Genomic DNA, 18,761 nt, shown 5'->3' on the forward strand with positions numbered 1-18,761 from the left:
GGATGCGGCAGACCAGGACCGTACCGCGCCACCTGCGCTGGACCCTGTCCACCGTGGCGGTGGTGCTGATCGCCTATCTGGCCGCGGTCGCGTTCGAGCCCGGCATCCTGGCCGCGCTGCCCCCGGAGCTGCGCTGGTTCGGCCGGCCGGGATCGATGTCGACGACCGCGATCGCGGTGGGCGTGCTGGTCGCCGTGTGCGTCCTGACCTTCCGCTCCAACGCCAGCCACCGGGTGGTGGGTGTTTCGTTCAGCGTGATCGCGGTGCTCATCAGCGTGAGCGCGATCCTGGGCCTCAGCGCCTACTGGAACTGCCACGACGCGAACCACCCGGCCGTCTTCACGCCGCTGATGCTGACCGCCCAGCTGATCAAAGGCAGCAGCGGCGACTACTCCCTGGCCGGTCACGTCTGTCCCGAGCCCACCCCGGTCGGCCTCGAATTAGCCCGTATGGCAGCGGTTTCAGCGATCTTCACCGGCCTCGGCGGAGCGCTGGTCGGCGTGTTCCGGGCGCAGGTGGACCGGCTGCGGGCCAACTTCGCCAATTCGGTCACCGCGATCGTCGGCGTCGACGACGACACCGAATCGATGGTCAGCGGCGTGGGACGCACGCTGGACCGGCGCAGCACCCTGGTGGTCATCACCAGTGCCGGCGACGATCGCGTGCAACGGGTCCGCAGACTCGGCGCCCGGGTGGTGCTGGTGGACTTCAACACACCATCGACGCTGGTGTCGCTGCGGCTGTGGCGTCACCTGGGCCGGCTCTACCTGATGGCCCCCGATCCGGCCGTCAACCTGTTGTGGCTCGACCTGATCGGTCGGCGGCTCGCGGAGGTGGCGGACAAGCGGCGCCTGCCGCTGATCGTGCGCATCGACGACCCGTGGCTGGCTGAGGCATGGCGGGCCCAGCAGTTCGGTGGCTCTGACACCCGGTGGGCCGCGGACGTAGTCGGCAAGTACGAGGTCACCGCGAGCCGACTGTTGGACGGCATCATCGCCACCGGCCACACCAAACGTGTATTCGTCTGCGGCACTTCGCAATTGACGTTGGCCCTGTGCGCGGACCTGACCCGCCGCGCGCTGGAGCGCGAGTTCTACACCCCGCCGGGGGCGCACCCGCTGCCAGCGCTGACCCTGGTGGAACGAGACGCCGAGGAATACCTCAGGGACCATCACTTCTATCGCCGGCAGGCCGGCTTCGCTTCCGACGGCCCAGCGATCGACGCCGTGTCGGAGGCGCCGACCATCCCGACCATGCTGAGTCTGATCGGCGACACCGACTCCGTCTCGTGCGCGCTGATCCTGGTGGACACCCACACCGCAACCACCGGCACCAGGCTGGCCGCCCGCTTCCCCGACATGCCCATTTTCACCTCCGACCTCAACACCAGCATCGCCGACGATTCGATTCAGGTAGTCGGGATGCTGCAGTCCTACTCGCTGGTGCTCGACACCCGGGAAGGCCAGATCCAGGACGCCTGGGAGCGGGCGGCACGGCTCATTCACGAGCGCTACGTCGCAACCATCGATCCCAGTTGGCCGCGGGGTCCCGCGGCGGTGCCGTGGAGCGAACTCGACGAATTCTACCGGGGCTCGAACCGCCGCCAGGTGCGCAACGCCTTATGGATGGTCGAGCAGATCGCCGGCCACACCTGGAACACCTGGGGCAATCCACCCGCCCAGCTTTCCGGTCAAGATATGGCGGATTCTCCTGCGCTGGAACAGCTTTCGCTGCTGGGGTTCGACCGGCCCGCGGCCCTGGCGATGGCACGTGCCGAGCACGAAGACTGGTGCCGCTACTACCGGCGCAACGGCTGGAAATACGGGGTACCGCGCGACGACGCCCGCAAAATCCACAACAAGCTCGTCGACTGGTCTGAGGTCGAAAGCGACCCCGACCTGCTGGACGCCGCGGTGCGCAGCCTGGCCGCCACCCTGTGGAGCCTGCGTCAGCTCGGCTACCGGTCCCGCCCACTGTGGCGCCCCTTCACCCGGACCGGGACGGTGGCCGCCGAGCAGCGCAACGAACCGTGGACCTGGCAGTCGGATGCGGGTGCCACGATGCAGGCCGAGCCCGGCGACTGGGCCGTGCACTCCGATGGCAAGACCTGGTCGGTGCGCGACGACATCTTCCAGCTCACCTACGAGCCGGCCGGTGACGGCCAGTGGCGCCGCAAGGGACGTGTGCAGGCCCGCCCGGCCCAGGCCGGGGAGACGATCAACACCCTGGAGGGTCCGACAACGGCCGCGGAGGGTGATTGGGTGGTCCGCGGCGGCGAGGGTGAGCAGTGGCCGGTGCCGGGGCACGAGTTCGGTCAGCGCTACGCCGAATATCACCCGCCCGTCGACGCGCAGCTCCACGACGGCGACTGACCCGTCACTGTGCCGGGTCGTGTCCGAGAGTTTGCCGGAATCGATTGCTGCCGCTGATGCCATGCGCTACCGTCGCCTCACGGTTTCGGCGTATCTGCCTCCCGCACCCTTCCCTTCCCTTCCGTTGAGGAGTCCGCTGTGGCCATCTTCATCAGCTACTCGAGCCAAGACAGGACGTCGCTCGAAGCGCTGACGACCGCCCTGAAAAGAGCCCAACAAAAGGTCTGGTTCGACCAGGAACTCGGCGGTGGGGACGCGTGGTGGAACTCCATCCTGGAGCAGATCCGCTCCTGCGACGTCTTCATCGTCGCGCTGTCCAACAACTGGTTGCAGTCCAAGCCAAGTCAGGCCGAGCTGCGCTACGCCCAGGCGCTGAACCGTCCGATCCTGCCCGTCCAGGTGGGGCCGGTGGACAGCGTGCGGGTCAATCCGGTCTCGGCGCTGCAGATCATCGACTACCAGAACCCGACGGTCGAGGCCGGCATCGGACTGGTCACCGCGATTCACGCCCTGCAGGAGAAGGCGCCGCCGCTGCCCGCACCGCTGCCCGAGGAGCCGCCGTTGCCGTTCGGCTACATCATGCGGCTGGGCAACACCCTGTCGGAGAAGGAGCTCACCCCGCAGCAGCAGATGCAGTTGCTGGTCGAGTTGCGGTCCGGGCTCGACGAGGACGGCTCGGATCCCAGCGCCCGCAGCGACATCGCCCAACTCCTGCGTATGTTGCGGATGCGGCACGACGTCACCTACCGCACCCGCACCGAGATCGACAACGTGCTGGCCGAGATCGAGGCCAGAGACGGTTCACCGGCCGGACCGTCCGTAGCCGGACCACGGCCGGCACCCGCGGCCGACGCCGCGACCCAGGCCGCCCTGCCCAAATCGCCCCCGCCCCCGGCGGTCAGTCCCGGCCCCGCGCCCGGCACCGGCGGGAAGTCTGGCAGCAAGCTACTGCTCATCGGCGGTGCCGCGGTGGCCGCGGTGGTGGCGATCGTATTGGTCGTGGTGTTCGCCGGCGGCGGAGGCAGTAAGAGGCCCGCGGCCAAACCCGGCGCCGCCTCGACCGCCGCGGAGACCGGTGCGTCAGCGCCGGCGGAAATCCAGTCCGTCCTGCTCGACGTAGCCGACATCGGGAATGTCCTGGGTGATCCGAACATGGAGGTCGGTCAGCGCGCCGACGGACTGCGCGCGCCGCAGGGAACCCTGTCGGATCAGGAGTGCCTGTCGGCTTTCGAGCCGTTCCAGGAATCGGTGTATCGCCCGCACGGGCCCACCGCGACGCGCAATGAGGTCGTGCATACCCGCGGAGAGAACCCGGCGCACCGGGTCATTCAAGCGGTGGCGCAGTTCCCTTCGGCCGAGAAGGCACGCGCCTTCATAGAGGGGTCTGCTACGAGATGGCGTGCCTGCGCCACCAAGACTGTCAAGATCACCAACTCGGGCAAGAGCGGTGAATGGACTTTCGGCGACGTCACCGGCGCCGAAGCAAAGATCAGCCAGACCCGCACCGAGCCCAGCGGCCGGACATGCCAGCACGCCCTCAGCGCAACCGGTGCGCTGGTGGTCGAGGTCGAGGCGTGTGGCAACAACGACGTCACCGATCAAGCCGGCCGGCTCGTCGAACAGATGGCGGCCAAGGCGGCCAGGTAGCGGCGCACCGGCCCCCCGGCCCACAGATGGAGCGGCCCCCGAGCCGTTCTCCGGTTGGACAGACCGGAGGCTCGGGGGCCGGGTGGCTGCGGGAAATTCGCCAGCGCGCGTTGCTCGCTGACTCTTCCGAGCCGTGCAGCTAGCGCGCAGCCACCTCACATGTCCATGATGCTATCAATTCGCGGACCACCTCCTTTCCTGTGTACTGACGAAACTACCATCGACTCCGAAAGGGTTGCCAGCCTTTTAATTTCGCAGGGCAGGCGCGGTCACCGATCGCTGATGATTGCGGCGTCGACGAGTTCGGCGAAGGTGTCGGCGAACGGCGAACGGCGCAACCGCTGCCCGTCCAAGGTGTGCACCCGGGCGGCCAGCGTCATGCTCGAGATAAGCCAAATACCTTGGGCGGCAACTAAATCCGCAACGCGCAGGGCGCGGTAGTCGCAGTCGTAGCCGGCGCTGCGGGCGACCTCGAACAGCGCCTGTTGGGTGGTGCCCCGCAGGATGGGAAACCATGGCGGCGGTGTGAGCAGAAGTGGACTGCCGTTCTCGCCGGCGGCCGCGATGACCACCGTCGAGCGCGGACCCTCCAGGATGAAGCCATCCGTACTGACGAAGACGACGTCGCCGGCGCCTTGGCGGGCGGCGTGGCGCAGGACCGCCATGTTCACCGCGTACGACAGCGTCTTGGCACCGGCCAGCAGCCACGGCATCGCGTCGATTCCCTTGGCCGGCAACCCCCGATCCAGCGTGATCGCCGCTACGCCGTCGCAGCGCACCGCGGCCACACGGTCCGGGACGGGATTGACCGCGACATACGCGGTAGGGTCCGAACCTCCTTCCCGGCCGCGGCTGTAGATCAGCCGCAGCGCCCCTTCGTCGGCGGTGCTCGACACCCACCGGCGGGTCGCCACGTCGATCGCACGGCGCCACCCGGGCAGGTCGGGGGCGGGCAGGTCCATGAACTTGGCGGACTGGGTCAACCGCTGCAGGTGCGACTCGACCAGGCAGGCCCTGCCATCGCGCACCAGCAGCGTCTCGAAGACCCCGTCGCCGCGAACCGCGGCCAGGTCGTCGGCGTGCAACAACGGCGTCCCGGGATCGACGATCGTGCCGTCGAGGGTGACCACCACACCAGCCATGAGGGGTCAGCCTAGCGATTACTTCCCGCCGAGCGTCACGCCAGCGTGACGCTCGGCGAGGGCGACGGCGACCCGCCGTAGAGTTGATGTGTGAATCCAGTCCCCGCCCCCGATCCCGGGCCCGACGCCGGCGCGATCTGGCATTACGGCGACCCGCTGGGTGAACAGCGAGCCGGCGACACCGACGCCGTCCTGGTGGACCGGTCGCATCGGGCGGTGCTGACGCTGGCCGGTAACGACCGGCAGCCGTGGCTGCACAACATTTCCACCCAACACGTCAGCGCGCTGCCCGAGGGCGCCGGCACCCAGAACCTCAGCCTGGACGGTCAGGGCCGCGTCGAGGACCACTGGCTTCAGACCGAACTGGGCGGGATCACCTACCTCGACACCGAGCCTTGGCGGGGCCCGCCGTTGCTGGCCTACCTGAGCAGAATGGTCTTCTGGTCCGATGTCACGGTGGCCGCCGCGGACCTGGCGGTGTTGTCGCTGCTCGGTCCGCGACTCGCCGACAAAGCGGTGCTCGACGTGCTGGGCATCGACGTCCTGCCCGCCGACTGGCAGGCGGTCCCGCTGGCCGGGGGTGGTTTCGTGCGCCGGATGCCTGGTGCCACCACCGCGCTGGACCTGCTGGTGCCGCGCGCCGACTCGGTGCGATGGCAGCAGCGGCTACACAGCGCGGGAGTGCAGCCGGCCGGGGTGTGGGCCTATGAGGCGCATCGAGTGACCAACCCGGCGCCCGCGCTGCGTCCACGTCTGGGCGTGGACACCGACGAGCGGACCATCCCGCATGAGGTGCGGTGGATCGGCGGCCCCGGCCAGGGAGCGGTGCACCTGGACAAGGGCTGCTATCGCGGCCAGGAGACCGTCGCGCGGGTGCACAATCTGGGCAAACCGCCGCGGATGCTGGCGTTGCTCCACCTGGACGGCTCCGGGGATCGGCCGTCCACCGGTGACCCCGTCACCGCCGGCGGGCGAGCCGTCGGACGACTGGGAACGGTGGTCGACCATGTCGACCTGGGCCCGGTCGCACTGGCGTTGTTGAAACGGGGCGTACCGGCCGATACGGAGTTGTCGACCGGCGCCGACGGCAAGGTGGCCGCGGTGGTTGACGCCGAATCGTTGCCGCCCCTCGATGAGGTGGGTGCCGGGCGGCTGGCGGTCGAACGGCTGCGCGGCGGCAGCCGATGATGTCCGATGCTGGGCATCGGCTGTGACATCCGCCATCTCGCGACCGGCTGGCAGGGCGCGACCACGCGCAGCGGCGCGGCACGGTAAGCTATCGGCAGGACAATGACACTAAGAGATCGGAGCCGCCTACGTGTTAGGCCGCTCCGTTATTTCGCGAGGGGGTTCCCCCATGGGCCGCGGCCGGGCTAAGGCAAAGCAGACCAAGGTTGCTCGAGAACTGAAATACAGCTCCCCTCAAACCGACTTCACGCGGCTTCAGCGCGAGCTGTCCGGGACGAGCACCGATGAATCGGACCGTGGGGTTGACGATTCATACGACGACGAGGACGGCTGGCGACCCTAGGTCAGACACATCGACCGTGCCTCTGCCCCATGCAGCGGCACGGTCGATTCAGCGTCTGCGCCTAGAACCGTGGGTGCTGCCCGACGAGCTTGGCCCGCGGGCCTTCCTTCCCGCCCTTGCAGACGGTGCCCAGCACCCAGCAGTTCACGTGGCGCGCAGTCAGAATCGCCCGGGCTCGGTCGGTGTCCTCGGGTGCGACGACGGCAATCATGCCCACCCCCATGTTGAAGGTCTTTTCCATCTCCGGCCGAGAAACCCGGCCGCGTTGGGCGATCATCGCGAACACCGGCGCGGGTGTCCAGGTGCCGCGGTCCACCTCGGCGACCAGCCCGTGCGGGATGACGCGCGCGAGGTTGCCGGCCAGCCCGCCGCCCGTGACGTGGCAGAAGGTGCGGACCTGGGTCTCAGCGGCCAGCGCCAGGCAGTCCTTGGCGTAGATCAGCGTGGGCTCCAGTAGTTCCTCGCCCAGCGTGCGACCGAATTCCTCCACATAGCCGGCCAGGTTCATCCGGTCAATGTCGAGCAGGACCGAACGGGCCAACGAGTAACCGTTGGAATGCAACCCCGACGAGCCCATCCCGATGATCACGTCACCGGGTTTGACGCGGTCCGGGCCCAACACGTCGTCGGCCTCGACCACCCCGACGCCAGTGGCCGAGATGTCGTAGTGGTCCGGCTCCATCAGGCCGGGATGCTCGGCGGTCTCACCGCCCAGCAGCGCGCACCCCGCCCGCACGCACCCTTCGGCGATGCCGCTGACGATCGCTGCCACCCGTTCCGGAACGGTGCGACCGACTGCGATGTAGTCCTGCAGGAACAGTGGTTCGGCCCCGCACACGACGAGGTCGTCGACCACCATGGCGACCAGATCGAGACCGACGGTGTCGTGCTTGTCCATCGCCTGAGCGACTGCGATCTTGGTGCCCACGCCGTCGGTGGACGCGGCCAGCACGGGTTCGCGGTAGTCACCGCGCAACGCGAACAGGCCGGCGAATCCGCCGAGACCGCCACGTACTTCGGGTCTGGTGGCCTTGGTTGCCAGCGGCTTGAACAAGTCGACAGCGCGGTCACCGGCTTCAATGTCCACCCCGGCCGATGCGTAGGTAACGCCTTCGGGTTCCGTCATCGCGATAAAGGCTACCGGTAGGGGGTGACGTCAGTGAGCGTTACCACCGCTTGCCCGCCCCGAGTCGCTCTCGTCAGTGCGAGACGGGAACTTCGGGGACTTCCGGCTCGGACAACTCGCCCAGTCCGGCGCCGCGCGCGGCGTTGGCAAGCATGTGCTCGATGACGTTCTTGCCCAACGCGCTTTCACTGGGCAACTCGATCGGGTAGGACCCGTCGAAGCACGCCGTGCACAACCGCGAAGCCGGCTGCTCGGTGGCGGCGATCAGGCCGCGCAACGAGATGTAACCGAGTGAGTCGGCATTGATCGCGTGCCGTACCGCTTCGAGCATCTCGTCTTCGTCCTCGACAGCGTTGGCGATCAGCTCGGCCGGCGACGGGAAATCGATGCCGTAGAAGCACGGCCATTTCACCGGCGGCGAGGCGATGCGGACATGCACCTCCACCGCCCCGGCCTCGCGCAGCATCCGCACCAGGGCACGCTGGGTATTCCCGCGCACGATCGAGTCGTCCACGACGATCAGCCGCTTGCCGCGAATCACCTCTTTGAGGGGATTCAGCTTGAGCCGGATGCCGAGCTGCCGGATCGTCTGCGACGGCTGAATGAAGGTGCGGCCCACGTAGGCGTTCTTCATCAGGCCCTGGCCGTAGGGAATGCCCGATTCCTGCGCGTAACCCACCGCGGCCGGTGTGCCGGATTCGGGCACGCCGATCACCAGGTCGGCGTCCACCGGGCGCTCCCGCGCCAGGCGGCGGCCGATCGCGAGGCGCGCACCGTGGATCGACCGGCCGGCGATGACGCTGTCGGGCCGGGCCAGGTAGACGTACTCGAAGATGCAGCCCTTGGGCGAGGGGTTGGCGAACCGGGTGGAGCGCACCCCGTCGGCGTCGATCGCCAACAGCTCGCCGGGCTCGATGTCACGGACGAAGGATGCACCGACGATGTCCAGCGCCGCGGTTTCGGAGGCGACGACCCAGCCCCGATCCAGCCGTCCCAGCGACAGCGGCCGCACGCCATGCGGGTCGCGGCAGGCGTACAGGGTGTTCTCGTCCATGAAAGTCAGGCAGAACGCGCCACGTACGGTCGGCAGCAGTTCCAATGCCGCCTGCTCCAGGCTGGAGTCGGCAGCGCCGTGGGCCAGCAGCGCGCCCAGGATGTCGGAGTCCGTCGTCGCCGGCGCCGGGCACCTCTTGGCGATCAACCCCGCATCACGGGCCCGGGCGGCAAGTTCTGCGGTGTTGACCAGATTTCCGTTGTGTCCCAGCGCAACCCCGGTACCGGCTGCGGTGTTGCGGAAGACCGGCTGCGCGTTTTCCCAGGTCGTGTCGCCGGTGGTGGAGTAGCGGCAGTGGCCGATGGCGACGTGGCCCTCCATGGCCGCCAGCGTCTGCTCGTCGAACACCTGGCTGACCAGACCGAGGTCCTTGAAGACCAGCACCTGGGATCCGTCGGCAACCGCGATGCCCGCGGCCTCCTGGCCGCGATGCTGCAATGCGTAGAGGCCGTAGTAGGTGAGTTTGGCGACGTCCTCGCCGGGGGCCCAGACCCCGAATACGCCACACTCTTCACGAGGCGAATTGAAGTCTTCTTCAGGCTGCTGCGCGGTCACGATGTGGCGGCTCCCTAGGGCGCGGTTAGTGACGCTTACGGAGTCTACGGGCCGCGACGCCCCCGTGCCGAATCAAACCCGCGTGTTGCTGTTCACCGAATCTTCGTGTCGCGGCAAACTCAGTGCTCAGGGCCTAAATCCACGAGCGGCAACCAGTGACATATTTCACTGGCCCGCGAGCCGGACAGCGCCAATTCGCCCGTCGCCGACGCATCCTGAAACCCCATCAGTCCCGTTGCCACCAACAGCCACGTCCGGGGGTCGGTTTCGACGACATTGGGTGGTGTGCCGCGGGTGTGCCGGGGCCCCGCCACGCACTGCACCGCGACGAAGGGCGGGACCCGGACCTCCACACTCGCGCCCGGCGCGACAGCAGCCAGAGTGCGGGCGGTGAGACGCACCGCCGACCCGAGGGTGGCGCGGTCCGGGGCGGGGCGGGTGGGGTCGCGGAGCCAGTCGGCAACGGTCAACACGGCCTGTCGGGTCTTCACCGGATCGGCGCTATTCCGGGCGGTCATACCTTAGGGTCTCAGAGTCATGGGTCGTCGTTCGGGCGCGCGACCGCCGTTCAAGACCATCGGCCTGCTGACGCTGGTGGTGCTGATGCTCGTCTTCGGGGCGCTGTACTGGCAATTCCGCGGCAACTTCACCGCGAAGACCAAGCTGACCATGATCGCCCCGCGGGCCGGCCTGGTGATGGACCCCGGCGCGAAGGTCACCTACAACGGTGTGCAGATCGGCCGGGTGGCGGCGATCTCCGAGATCACCCGCGACGGGAGACCGGCGGCGCAGGTGACGCTGGACATCTACCCGCGCTATATCCCGCAGATCCCGGCCAATGTGGCCGCCGAGATCAAGGCGACCACCGTCTTCGGCAACAAGTACATCGCGCTGAGTTCACCGAAAACCCCATCGCCACAACACATCACGTCTTCGACGGTGATCAACGCCACGCATGTCACCACCGAGTTCAACAGCCTGTTCGAGACGCTGAGCGCCCTCGCCGACAAGGTCGATCCGGTCAAGCTCAACCTGACGCTGAGTGCGGCCGCCCAGGGGTTGACCGGCTTGGGCGACAAGTTCGGCGCCTCGCTGTCCACCGGCGATGCCATCCTCGCGGACCTCAATCCGCAACTGCCGCAGGCGCGTTTGGACATTCAGCGGTTGGCGGCGCTGGGCGATGTCTACGCCGACGCCGTGCCCGATCTGCTCGATGCGCTCAACCGGGCCGCCACCACCGCACGCACCGTGGACCGGCAGCGCAGCGAACTGGACGCGGCGCTGCTGGCGGCCGCCGGGCTGGGCCAGATCGGCGCCCCGGTGTTCGAGCGCGCGGGACCGTATCTGGCCCGCGGCGCCGTCGATCTGAGACCCACCGCGGAGCTGCTCGACGAGTACAGCCCGGAGGTCTTCTGCACGCTGCGCAACTACAACCAGGTGGCGCCGCGGATCAAGGCCGCCCTGGGCTCCAACGGATATTCGCTCGGCGCGACGTCCGCGGGCGCCATCACCGGGTCCCCGCCCCCGTACTTCTATCCGGAGAACCTGCCGAGGGTCAACGCCCGCGGCGGGCCGGGCGGCAAACCGGGCTGCTGGCAGACGATCACCCGAACCCTGTGGCCTGCACCATTATTGGTGATGGACGTCGGTGCCAGCCTGGCGCCCTACAATCACTTCGAGCTGCCGTCGCCGCTGGTGCTGGACTACGTGTGGGGACGTCAGCTCGGCGACTACACGATCAATCCCTGAGGCTCACCCGAAGAATCGGGGCAGCACCGCCTCCGACGTCTCCCGCAGTTCGGCCAGCGACACGGTGAACAGCCCCTGCACCTCGATCGCGTCCGAGGCCGGGTCGACGACCCCGACGCGGGCGGCGGGCAGCCCGCGCGCTTCGCACATGGACCGGAACCGGCTCTCCTCGGTGCGCGGCACCGCGACCAGGACCCGGCCCGATGACTCGGAGAACAGCGTCACGAAGGGGTCGGCGTCCTCGGGAAGCACCAGACGGCAACCGATTTCACCGGCCAACGCCGCTTCGACGACGGCCTGGGCCAGGCCACCCTCGGACAGGTCGTGGGCGGCGGTCACCAGCCCGTCCCGCGATGCCGCGCTCAGGATCTCGGCCAGCAGTTGCTCGCGTGCCAGGTCGACAGCGGGCGGTCGCCCGCCCAGATGATCGCCGGTGACCTGCGCCCAGACCGAGCCGTCGAATTCGTCGCGGGTGTCGCCCAGCAGGATCAGGGATTCGCCGGGGTCGGTGCCCAGCGCCGTGGGGATGCGCCGGGTCACGTCGTCGATCACGCCGAGCACGCCGACCACCGGTGTCGGCAGGATCGGCGACGACCCGGTTTGGTTGTAGAAGCTGACGTTGCCGCCGGTGACCGGAATCCGCAGTGCCGCACAGCCATCGGCCAGTCCGCGCACTGCTTCGGAAAACTGCCACATCACCCCGGGATCCTCCGGCGAGCCGAAGTTGAGGCAGTTGGTCACCGCAACCGGGGTGGCGCCGGTGACGGCGACATTGCGGTAGGCCTCGGCCAGTGCGAGTTGCGCGCCGGTGTAGGGATCCAATTGGGTGTAGCGCCCCGACGCGTCGGTGGACAGCGCGATACCACGCCCGGTCGCCTCGTCGATGCGCAGCACGCCACCATCGGCATGTTCGGCGAGCACGGTGTTGCCGCGCACGTAGCGGTCGTACTGCTCGGTGATGAACGCGCGGCTGCACAGATGCGGGCTGCCAAGCAGCGCAAGCAAAGTCGCGCGCAGCTCGGTGCCCGTCCGGGGCCGGGGCAGCCCGGCGGAGGTGTCGGCGACCAGGGCGTCCTGTGTGTCGGGCCGGGCGACCGGACGTTGATAGACCGGACCTTCGTGGGCCACCGTGCGCGGCGGCACGTCGACGACGGTCTCGCCGTGCCAGGTGATGCGCAACCGGTCACCGTCGGTGACTTCGCCGATCACCGTGGCCAGCACTTCCCACTTGCGGCACACCGCCATGAACGCATCCACGTTCTCCGGTGCCACCACCGCGCACATCCGCTCCTGGGATTCGCTGCACAGCACCTCGGCGGGCGTCATGTATTTGGCTCGCAGCGGGACGGCGTCCAGGTCGATCGCCATGCCTCCGTCTCCAGCGGACGCCAATTCCGATGTGGCGCAGGCTAATCCGGCACCACCCAGGTCCTGGATGCCGATCACCAGCCCGCCGGCGTAGAGCTCGAGACAGCACTCGATGAGCACCTTCTCCATGAACGGGTCGCCGACCTGCACCGACGGCAGCTTCTTGCGGGAGTTCTCCGCGTCGAATGTGTCCGAGGCCAATACCGACACCCCGCCGATCCCGTCCAGGCCGGTGCGCGCACCGAACAGGATGATCTTGTTGCCGGTCCCGGACGCGAAGGCGAGGTGCAGGTCTTCTTGGCGTAATACGCCGACGCACAACGCATTGACCAACGGGTTGCCGGCGTAGCAGGCGTCGAAGACGGTCTCGCCGCCGATATTGGGCAAGCCCAGTGAGTTGCCGTAACCACCGATACCGCGAACCACTCCGTCGACCACGCGGCGCGTGTCGGGCGCCTCGGCGGCCCCGAACCGGAGCTGGTCCATCACAGCGACCGGCCGCGCGCCCATCGCCATGATGTCGCGGACGATGCCGCCGACACCCGTGGCCGCACCCTGGTACGGCTCGACGTAGGACGGGTGGTTGTGCGACTCCACTTTGAAGGTGACCGCCCACCCGTCGCCGATGTCGACCACGCCGGCGTTCTCGCCGATTCCAGCCAGCATGCCGGTGCGCATCTCATCGGTGGTCGTCTCACCGAAGTAACGCAGGTGCACCTTGGAGGACTTGTAGGAGCAGTGCTCACTCCACATCACTGAGTACATCGCCAGCTCGGCATCGGTGGGCCGGCGGCCCAGGATCTCCCGGATGCGCTGGTACTCGTCATCCTTGAGGCCCAGCTCGTGAAACGGTTGCGGCTGGTCGGGGGTGGCTGCGGCGTGCTCGACGGTGTCAGTCACAGGGCTCGTCACGGACACATTCTAGGTTCACCCCGGAAACGGGGCCGACTTGATGGCGAAGCGTCAGCTCAGCGTGCTCAGCGCGGCGAGAGAAACGCGTGCAGGGCAGCCGCGTACGTCTCGACGTCGTGCACGCCCATCAGTTCGCGCGCCGAGTGCATGGCGAGCTGCGGGGCCCCGACGTCGACGGTCGGGATACCGGTGCGGGCTGCCGTCATCGGCCCGATCGTCGAGCCGCACGGCAGGTCCGCCCGATGCTCGTAGCGCTGCAACGGAACTCCGGCCTGCCGGCAGGCCATCGCGAAGGCGGCGGCGGTGCGTCCGTCGGTGGCGTAGCGCAGATTGGGGTGCACCTTGAGTACCGGTCCCGCGTTGACCCCGATCAGGTGGCCCGGCTCGTGTCGCTCCGGATAGTTGGGGTGCGTCGCGTGCGCCATATCCGCCGACGCCAGCAGCGAGGCGGGCAGCGTCCGCAGATAGTCTTCCCGACTTCCCCCGGCTGCCAGCACGATGCGTTCCAGCACGGTGATCAGCAGGTTGGACTGGGCGCCGTGATCCGACGTCGAGCCAACCTCCTCGTGATCGAACAACACCAGCACCGGCACCACATCGCTGGGCTCGGCGGCCAGCAACGCCTCCAGACCCGCATAGCAGCTGGCCTGATTGTCCAGCCGCGGCGCGCTCAGCAGGCTCGAATCCGCCCCGATCACCGCCGACGGGGTCAGATCGTGCGTCATCAGGTCGGCGGCCAGCACATCGACGGCCGCGATCCCGGCTTGTTGCGCAACGAATTCAACGAACCCGCCCGTCGGTACCTCGTCGGCCACCCCCCACACCGCGTTGAGGTGTCGCTGCGGATCCAGCGTCAGCGACTTGCGGTCGTCGGCCAGATGAATGGCCAGCTGCGGCACCCGCAGCACCGGTTCGTCGATCCGCACCAGCCGGTGCCCGACCCCGGTGCCGTCCCGCACCGACAGGCGTCCGCTGACGCCCAGATCCCGGTCCAGCCAGGAGTTCAGCCACGCGCCGCCGTAGGGCTGCAGTGCCACCACCTGCCAGCCGGCGACCACCCGGTCGGGGTGTTGCTTGACCCTCAGGTTGGGGCTGTCGGTGTGCGCGCCGACGATGCGGAACGCGGTCACGGACTCCCCAGCACGCCAGGCCACCAGCGATCCGGCGCGCACGGTGAAGTACCGGCCGGGTTGCGCCGGCCAGCGATCGGTTTCGTCGAGTTCGGTGTAGCCGGCTGCGAGCAACCGCGCAGCCGTCGTGGCGCAGACGTGAAAGGGCGAGGGAGAAGCGTCGATGAACTGGCCGAGACCTGCTGCGGTTGCCGACATGCCGGACATGTCCACCATCATCGCTGTTCGGAACGCCACTGATGACGATAGGGTCAGCAGAGTGCCGCCGGTACAGCCCCAACCCGTTCTAGCACCGCTGACGCCCGCCGCGATCTTCCTCGTCGCGACCATCGACGATGGCGGCGAAGCGACGGTGCACGACGCGCTGCCCGACATCTCCGGGCTGGTCCGCGCGATCGGATTCCGCGACCCGGCCAAGCACCTGTCGGTGATCACCTCGATCGGCTCCCAGGCCTGGGACCGGTTGTTCGCCGGGCCACGGCCGGCGCAGCTGCATCCGTTCGTGGCGCTGGACGGACCGCGCCACCACGCCCCCTCGACACCGGGCGACCTGCTGTTCCACATCCGCGCCGAAAGCCTCGACGTGTGCTTCGAGCTCGCCGGGCGCATCCTCAAGGCGATGGCAGGTGCGGTGACCGTCGTTGACGAGGTGCACGGCTTCCGATTCTTCGACAACCGCGACCTGCTCGGCTTCGTGGACGGCACCGAGAATCCCGACGGACCGATTGCCCGCAGCGCCACGGCGATTGGCGACGAGGATCCCGTCTTCGCGGGCTCGTGTTACGTGCACGTGCAGAAGTACGTGCACGACATGACGTCGTGGGAGTCATTGTCGGTCACCGAGCAGGAGCTGGTGATCGGGCGCACCAAGCTGGAAGACATCGAACTGGCCGACGAGGTCAAACCGAGAAACTCGCACATCGCGCTCAACGTGATCACCGACGACAGCGGAACCGAACTCAAGATCGTCCGGCACAACATGCCGTTCGGGGAGGTCGGCAAGGGCGAATACGGCACCTACTTCATCGGTTACTCCCGCGCCCCCGCGGTGACCGAAAGGCTGTTGCGCAACATGTTTCTCGGCGACCCGCCGGGCAATACCGATCGCATTCTGGACTTCTCCACCGCGGTCACCGGGGGATTGTTCTTCTCCCCCACGGTCGATTTCCTCGACGACCCGCCGCCCTTGCCCGAACCCGGCGCCGACGCGCCGCCGGCCCCGGCGCGCCAGGACGGTTCACTTTCGATCGGCAGCCTGAAAGGACACTCCGGATGAACAATCTCTACCGCGATCTGGCACCCGTCACCGAAGTCGCCTGGGCGGACATCGAATTGGAGGCCACCCGCACCTTCAAGCGGCATATCGCCGGCCGCAGGGTGGTCGACGTCAGCGAGCCCGGCGGCCCGGTGACCGCCTCGGTCAGCACCGGCCGGCTGATCGACCTGGCGTCGCCCGCCGACGGGGTGATCGCCCATCTTCGCGACAGTAGACCGCTGGTACGGCTGCGCGTGCCATTCACCTTGTCCCGCAACGAGATCGACGATGTCGAGCGCGGATCCAACGACCCCGACTGGGAGCCGGTCAAGGCGGCCGCCAAGAAGCTCGCCTTCGTGGAGGACCGTGGCATCTTCGAGGGCTACGCGCCGGCCTCGATCGACGGCATCCGCAAGTCCAGCTCCAATCCGCCCCTGACCCTGCCCGACGACCCCCGCGACATTCCCGATGTGATCACGCAGGCTCTGACGTCGTTGCGGCTGGCCGGTGTGGACGGACCGTACTCGGTGCTGCTGTCGGCCGACACCTACACCCAGGTCAGCGAGACCACCGCCGGCGGCTATCCGATCCTCGAACACCTGAACCGCCTGGTCGACGGCGACATCATCTGGGCGCCGGCCATCGACGGCGCGTTCGTGCTGACCACCCGGGGCGGCGACTTCGACCTGCAACTGGGAACCGACGTGTCGATCGGCTACCTGCGCCACGACGCCGACACCGTGCAGCTCTACCTGCAGGAGACACTGACCTTCCTGTGCTACACCGCTGAGGCGTCGGTGGCGTTGAGTCCGCCGGCGTAGCGCGGCGCGCGATGGTCAGCGGGCTGCTGCGGCCCGAGTAGCTTCGTTGGCAGAACCGAGCCGAAAGGATTGTTTGAACCATGCCGGAAGAGCAGCAGGAATGCGACGTCGTGGTGCTCGGCGCGGGTCCGGTCGGGCAGAACGTCGCAGACCGGGCGCGCGCTGCGGGCCTGAGCGTCATCGTCGTCGAGCGCGAACTCGTCGGCGGCGAGTGCTCCTACTGGGCTTGCGTGCCGAGCAAGGCATTGTTGCGTCCGGTCATCGCCGTCTCCGAGGCCCGCCGCGTCGACGGTGCCCGTCAGGCGATCATCGGTCCGATCCACCCGGGTGGCGTCTTCGCCCGCCGCGATCGGTACGTCAGCGACTGGGACGACAGCGGCCAGGTCGACTGGGTGAACGGCATCGGCGCCACCCTGATCCGCGGACACGGACGGTTGGACGGGCCCCGGCGGGTCGTGGTCACCACCCCAGGCGGTGCCGAAATGGTGCTGACCGTGCGGCATGCCGTCGTCGTGTGCACCGGCACCCGCCCCGCCCTGCCCGACCTGCCCGGCCTCTACGACGCCCGGCCCTGGACCAACCGCGAAGCCACCGACAGCAGCGACGTGCCCAATCGGCTGGCCGTCGTCGGAGGCGGCGGTGTCGGCGTTGAAATGGCAACGGCCTGGCAGGGATTGGGCTCAAAGGTGACCCTGTTGGCCCGCGGATCGCAATTGCTGCCGCGGATGGAGTCCTTCGTGGGGGAACTCGTCGGCCGCGGACTCACCGACGCGGGAGTCGACGTGCGCCTGGGCGTCTCGGTGCAGGAACTGAGCCGGGCTTACCCGTACTGCCCGGTATCGCTGGCATTGAGCGACGGCACCGGCCTCGAGGTCGACGAGATCCTGTTCGCCACCGGCCGCAAACCCCTCACTGACCACATCGGTTTGGAAACTGTGGGGCTCACCCCCGGCAGTTGGCTGGAGGTCGACGACACGTGCCGGGTCAAGGCGGTCGAGGACGGCTGGCTCTACGCCGCCGGCGACGTCAACCACCGCGCACTGCTGACCCATCAGGGCAAGTACCAGGCGCGAATCGCCGGCGCCGCCATCGGTGCCCGCGCCGCCGGTCGAGCGCTGGACACCGAGCCGTGGGGCGCACACGCCACCACCGCGGATCATCACGCGGTGCCGCAGGCGTTCTTCACCGACCCCGAAGTCGCCGCGGTGGGCCTGACCGCCGAGCAGGCTGCGCAGGCCGGTCACCGCACCAAAGTCATCGATATCGAGATCGGCGACGTCGTCACCGGCGCCAAGCTTTTCGCCGACGGGTACGCCGGGCGGGCACGCATGGTGGTCGACGTCGACAGCCGTCATGTGCTCGGGGTGACTCTCGTCGGCCCGGGCGTGACCGAACTGCTGCACGCGGCGACCATCGCCGTGGCCGGCGAGGTATCGATCGATCGGCTGTGGCACGCGGTGCCCTGTTTCCCGACCATCAGCGAGCTGTGGCTGCGACTACTCGAGGCGTACCGGGATTCGTTTTTCGTCGTTGTCTGACGGCACCGTCGCTCAGCCAATTCTCAACTGATTCTTCAGTTTTCCTGTCTCTGGAACCAGGACCCGCATAGTCACCTGCCGGAGCATGGAGAACTATGACTGAGCCGCTGACCGCCGACCTGATCGAGCGCTACCTGCGCACCCGCGGGCGGCGGTATTTCCGCGGCCGCCACGATGCCGAATTCTTCTTCGTCCTGAACGCCGAGCGCCGCCTGCATGTCCACCTCGAAATCCCCACGCTGCACCCGGATGTCGTCACCGTGCGCATCACGCCTGCGTGTTTCTATCCCAGCACCGAACACGAGCGCTTGGTGCACGTCGCCGACACGTGGAACGAGCAGAACCGCGACGTCACCGCGACGGTGCACGGATCGTCAGATCCGCGGCGCGTCGGCGTCACCGCTGAACAGTCACGATGGATCGGCGAACGGGTCGGTTTCGACGACCTCGCCACGTACGTCGACCGCGCGCTGGCCGCCGCGGTCGATCTCTTCAGCAGGTTGAACCCCGTCGCCGAGCTGCCCTCGGCACCGTTGCTGCGCGCGGCGGGCTGAGTAGCGG

At 68.2% G+C, this 18,761-nt stretch carries 15 protein-coding genes; 9 read left to right on the forward strand and 6 right to left on the reverse strand.

The window, feature by feature from the left end:
- Positions 1-2: 2 nt before the first annotated feature.
- Both AC5Y5Z_RS17050 and AC5Y5Z_RS17055 read left to right on the forward strand, forming a co-directional pair.
- Complete coding sequence (locus AC5Y5Z_RS17050) at positions 3-2,372, forward strand: hypothetical protein (protein ID WP_499926465.1); 2,370 nt, start codon at positions 3-5, stop codon at positions 2,370-2,372.
- 138 nt (positions 2,373-2,510) lie between these two features.
- On the forward strand, positions 2,511-4,019 hold the full coding sequence (locus AC5Y5Z_RS17055; RefSeq protein WP_499926467.1) for a sensor domain-containing protein: 1,509 nt from the start codon (positions 2,511-2,513) through the stop codon (positions 4,017-4,019).
- A 269-nt stretch (positions 4,020-4,288) separates the two neighbouring features.
- On the opposite strand, the gene AC5Y5Z_RS17060 is transcribed toward AC5Y5Z_RS17055, so the two are convergent.
- Positions 4,289-5,152, reverse strand: coding sequence for an aminodeoxychorismate lyase (locus AC5Y5Z_RS17060; protein ID WP_499926566.1), 864 nt, complete (start codon positions 5,150-5,152; stop codon positions 4,289-4,291).
- A 99-nt stretch (positions 5,153-5,251) separates the two neighbouring features.
- Here AC5Y5Z_RS17060 and ygfZ point away from each other — a divergent pair, with 99 nt between their 5' ends.
- The gene (gene ygfZ, locus AC5Y5Z_RS17065; RefSeq protein WP_499926469.1) at positions 5,252-6,349 is read left to right on the forward strand and encodes a CAF17-like 4Fe-4S cluster assembly/insertion protein YgfZ; all 1,098 of its coding nucleotides are present in this window, start codon (positions 5,252-5,254) and stop codon (positions 6,347-6,349) included.
- Between the two features lie 169 nt (positions 6,350-6,518).
- The gene (locus AC5Y5Z_RS17070; RefSeq protein ID WP_499926471.1) at positions 6,519-6,692 is read left to right on the forward strand and encodes a DUF3073 domain-containing protein; all 174 of its coding nucleotides are present in this window, start codon (positions 6,519-6,521) and stop codon (positions 6,690-6,692) included.
- Positions 6,693-6,753: 61 nt separating this feature from the next.
- On the opposite strand, the gene purM is transcribed toward AC5Y5Z_RS17070, so the two are convergent.
- The 3 genes from purM to AC5Y5Z_RS17085 all read right to left on the reverse strand — a co-directional run bounded on the left by purM (position 6,754) and on the right by AC5Y5Z_RS17085 (position 9,945).
- Positions 6,754-7,818 carry a phosphoribosylformylglycinamidine cyclo-ligase gene (purM, locus tag AC5Y5Z_RS17075; RefSeq protein WP_463828460.1) on the reverse strand — a complete coding sequence of 355 codons (1,065 nt, stop codon included), beginning with the start codon at positions 7,816-7,818 and terminating at the stop codon, positions 6,754-6,756.
- Between the two features lie 73 nt (positions 7,819-7,891).
- Positions 7,892-9,427 (reverse strand): amidophosphoribosyltransferase, encoded by a 1,536-nt coding sequence (purF, locus tag AC5Y5Z_RS17080; protein ID WP_463828459.1) that lies wholly within the window; start codon positions 9,425-9,427, stop codon positions 7,892-7,894.
- Between the two features lie 119 nt (positions 9,428-9,546).
- Positions 9,547-9,945 carry a sterol carrier family protein gene (locus tag AC5Y5Z_RS17085; RefSeq protein ID WP_499926474.1) on the reverse strand — a complete coding sequence of 133 codons (399 nt, stop codon included), beginning with the start codon at positions 9,943-9,945 and terminating at the stop codon, positions 9,547-9,549.
- Between the two features lie 19 nt (positions 9,946-9,964).
- Here AC5Y5Z_RS17085 and AC5Y5Z_RS17090 point away from each other — a divergent pair, with 19 nt between their 5' ends.
- Positions 9,965-11,176, forward strand: a complete 1,212-nt coding sequence (locus tag AC5Y5Z_RS17090; protein ID WP_499926476.1) for an MCE family protein — start codon at positions 9,965-9,967, stop codon at positions 11,174-11,176.
- Positions 11,177-11,179: 3 nt separating this feature from the next.
- On the opposite strand, the gene purL is transcribed toward AC5Y5Z_RS17090, so the two are convergent.
- Both purL and AC5Y5Z_RS17100 read right to left on the reverse strand, forming a co-directional pair.
- A complete protein-coding gene (gene purL / locus AC5Y5Z_RS17095) occupies positions 11,180-13,444 on the reverse strand; it encodes a phosphoribosylformylglycinamidine synthase subunit PurL (protein ID WP_499926568.1) in 2,265 nt (754 codons plus the stop codon).
- Between the two features lie 77 nt (positions 13,445-13,521).
- Positions 13,522-14,784 carry a M18 family aminopeptidase gene (locus AC5Y5Z_RS17100; protein WP_499919083.1) on the reverse strand — a complete coding sequence of 421 codons (1,263 nt, stop codon included), beginning with the start codon at positions 14,782-14,784 and terminating at the stop codon, positions 13,522-13,524.
- 61 nt (positions 14,785-14,845) lie between these two features.
- Between AC5Y5Z_RS17100 and AC5Y5Z_RS17105 the strand changes: the two genes are divergently transcribed.
- The 4 genes from AC5Y5Z_RS17105 to AC5Y5Z_RS17120 all read left to right on the forward strand — a co-directional run bounded on the left by AC5Y5Z_RS17105 (position 14,846) and on the right by AC5Y5Z_RS17120 (position 18,754).
- Positions 14,846-15,862: a Dyp-type peroxidase gene (locus AC5Y5Z_RS17105; protein WP_463828456.1), complete on the forward strand. Its 1,017-nt coding sequence runs from the start codon at positions 14,846-14,848 to the stop codon at positions 15,860-15,862.
- A complete protein-coding gene (locus tag AC5Y5Z_RS17110; protein WP_463828455.1) occupies positions 15,859-16,662 on the forward strand; it encodes a family 1 encapsulin nanocompartment shell protein in 804 nt (267 codons plus the stop codon). Before AC5Y5Z_RS17105 ends, AC5Y5Z_RS17110 begins: the two co-directional genes overlap by 4 nt.
- Before the next feature lie 80 nt (positions 16,663-16,742).
- The gene (locus AC5Y5Z_RS17115; RefSeq protein ID WP_499926478.1) at positions 16,743-18,200 is read left to right on the forward strand and encodes a dihydrolipoyl dehydrogenase family protein; all 1,458 of its coding nucleotides are present in this window, start codon (positions 16,743-16,745) and stop codon (positions 18,198-18,200) included.
- Between the two features lie 95 nt (positions 18,201-18,295).
- Positions 18,296-18,754, forward strand: coding sequence for a hypothetical protein (locus AC5Y5Z_RS17120; RefSeq protein ID WP_499926480.1), 459 nt, complete (start codon positions 18,296-18,298; stop codon positions 18,752-18,754).
- The last annotated feature ends 7 nt before the right edge of the window (positions 18,755-18,761 follow it).

The sequence above is a fragment of the Mycobacterium sp. NGS29 genome (assembly GCF_059812965.1).

Coding starts and splice junctions, on each gene's coding strand:
- AC5Y5Z_RS17090 (WP_499926476.1), top strand. CDS start 9,965: ATGGGTCGTCGTTCGGGCGCGCGACCGCCGTTCAAGACCATCGGCCTG.
- AC5Y5Z_RS17100 (WP_499919083.1), bottom strand. CDS start 14,784: ATGTCGGCAACCGCAGCAGGTCTCGGCCAGTTCATCGACGCTTCTCCC.
- AC5Y5Z_RS17050 (WP_499926465.1), top strand. CDS start 3: ATGCGGCAGACCAGGACCGTACCGCGCCACCTGCGCTGGACCCTGTCC.
- purM (WP_463828460.1), bottom strand. CDS start 7,818: ATGACGGAACCCGAAGGCGTTACCTACGCATCGGCCGGGGTGGACATT.
- AC5Y5Z_RS17110 (WP_463828455.1), top strand. CDS start 15,859: ATGAACAATCTCTACCGCGATCTGGCACCCGTCACCGAAGTCGCCTGG.
- AC5Y5Z_RS17115 (WP_499926478.1), top strand. CDS start 16,743: ATGCCGGAAGAGCAGCAGGAATGCGACGTCGTGGTGCTCGGCGCGGGT.
- AC5Y5Z_RS17120 (WP_499926480.1), top strand. CDS start 18,296: ATGACTGAGCCGCTGACCGCCGACCTGATCGAGCGCTACCTGCGCACC.
- AC5Y5Z_RS17085 (WP_499926474.1), bottom strand. CDS start 9,945: ATGACCGCCCGGAATAGCGCCGATCCGGTGAAGACCCGACAGGCCGTG.
- AC5Y5Z_RS17070 (WP_499926471.1), top strand. CDS start 6,519: ATGGGCCGCGGCCGGGCTAAGGCAAAGCAGACCAAGGTTGCTCGAGAA.